The sequence below is a fragment of the Kitasatospora sp. NPDC056446 genome (assembly GCF_042796115.1).
GTDB lineage: Bacteria > Actinomycetota > Actinomycetes > Streptomycetales > Streptomycetaceae > Kitasatospora.
The window spans coordinates 1-1,425 of sequence record NZ_JBHTRF010000219.1 but is presented as its reverse complement, the minus strand read 5'-3'; the positions used below and the strand labels follow the sequence as shown (position 1 = coordinate 1,425).

The following is a 1,425-nucleotide window of genomic DNA, read 5'->3' as shown; positions in this document are numbered from 1 at the left end:
CTAGTAGTGCTTTGTTAGGTCGGGGCTGGTCTTGGTCTGGGCAGTGCTTGCTGGCAGGTCGGGCATGTGCCGTTCCAGGTGGCCAGGAGGTGTTGGAGGGCTCTGACCGCCTGGTAGAGGGTCATGCCCGAGCAGGCACTTTTGGGCGGCTCCGGGCGAGGGTGACGAAGAGGTGGGCGGCGGTGACGAGGGTGACGTGGCGGTGCCAGCCGGTCCAGGAACGTCCCTCGAAGTGGTCCAGGCCCAGGACGGTCTTCAGCTCGCGGTAGTCGTGCTCGATCCGCCAGCGGATCTTGGCCAGGCGAACCAGGTCCTCGACGGGTGTGTCGGCGGGCAGATTGGACACCCAGTAGTGGGACGGCTCGGCCAGGTGGGCGGGCCACTGGGCGAGCAGCCAGCACACCGGCAGGGTGCCGTCCTCTTCGATCCGGGGCCGGCGACCGGCCAGCCGGACCCGCAGGACGACGAAGTCGCCGGTCAGACGGTCGCGGGAACCGTGTCGCCAGGTGACCGTTCGGGCCGCCGGTCGGCCGGCGGCCCGCACGTGCTCGGCCAGCGGGATCGGGCGGGTGCGGTATCGGGGCTTGGGGCGGGGGCCGAGCCCGCCGTAGGGCGCCTGGTGGGGTGTCACGTCCAGCGGGTGGGCGGTTGCCAGGCCCTTGACCTGCACGATCCACCGCAGGCCGCGCTCGTCCAGGGCGTTGCGGAAGTGGGCGTTGTCGCCGTAGCCGGCGTCCGCGACCACGACCGGCGCGGTGAGGTGCCAGGCGGAGAGTTCGTCGAGCGTCTCCACCGCGAGGCGCCATTTCGGGCGGTGGACCTCACTGTCGGGGATGCGGCAGCGGGCCCGCCGCCGTCCGGCTCGGGCGGCGGCGGCCTCATCCGCGGCATGCTCCGGGTCCCAGGCCGCGGGCAGGAACAGGCGCCAGTCGAGCGGGCAGGACGCCCGGTCGGTGACCGCGTGGACGCTCACCCCGACCTGGCAGCTGCCGACCTTACCGAGCGTCCCGGAGTACTGGCGGGCGACCCCGGGCGAGGCGGTGCCGTCCTTCGGGAACCCGGTGTCGTCGATCACCCAGGCGGCCGGTGCCAGCGTTTCCACCGCCCGGCGGGCGATCCGGGCACGTACCGCCTCGACCGGCCAGGTCGAGGCGGAGATGAACTGCTGCAGGCGCTGATGGTCGACGCCCAGTCGCTCGGCCATCGGCTGCATCGACTTGCGCCGCCCGTCCAGCAGCAGACCACGCAGATAGCTCAGGCCCTTGTCCCGCTGGTCCGAACGCCGCAACGGAGCAAAGACCTCCGCCGCGAACGCCTCCAACTCATCCCGCAGCACTGCCAGTTCGTCCGGAGTCACACCGACAGCGAACCGCCGAACCGCCAACCTGCCCAGACCCCGCGCAGCACGTAACAAAGCACTACTAG

1 protein-coding gene is annotated in these 1,425 nt (G+C 71.4%); it reads right to left on the bottom strand.

Going from position 1 to position 1,425, the window contains the following annotated elements; genetic code table 11:
* Positions 1-121: 121 nt before the first annotated feature.
* Positions 122-1,357 (bottom strand): IS701 family transposase, encoded by a 1,236-nt coding sequence (locus ACFQ6N_RS40805; protein ID WP_380659195.1) that lies wholly within the window; start codon positions 1,355-1,357, stop codon positions 122-124.
* Positions 1,358-1,425: the final 68 nt, after the last annotated feature.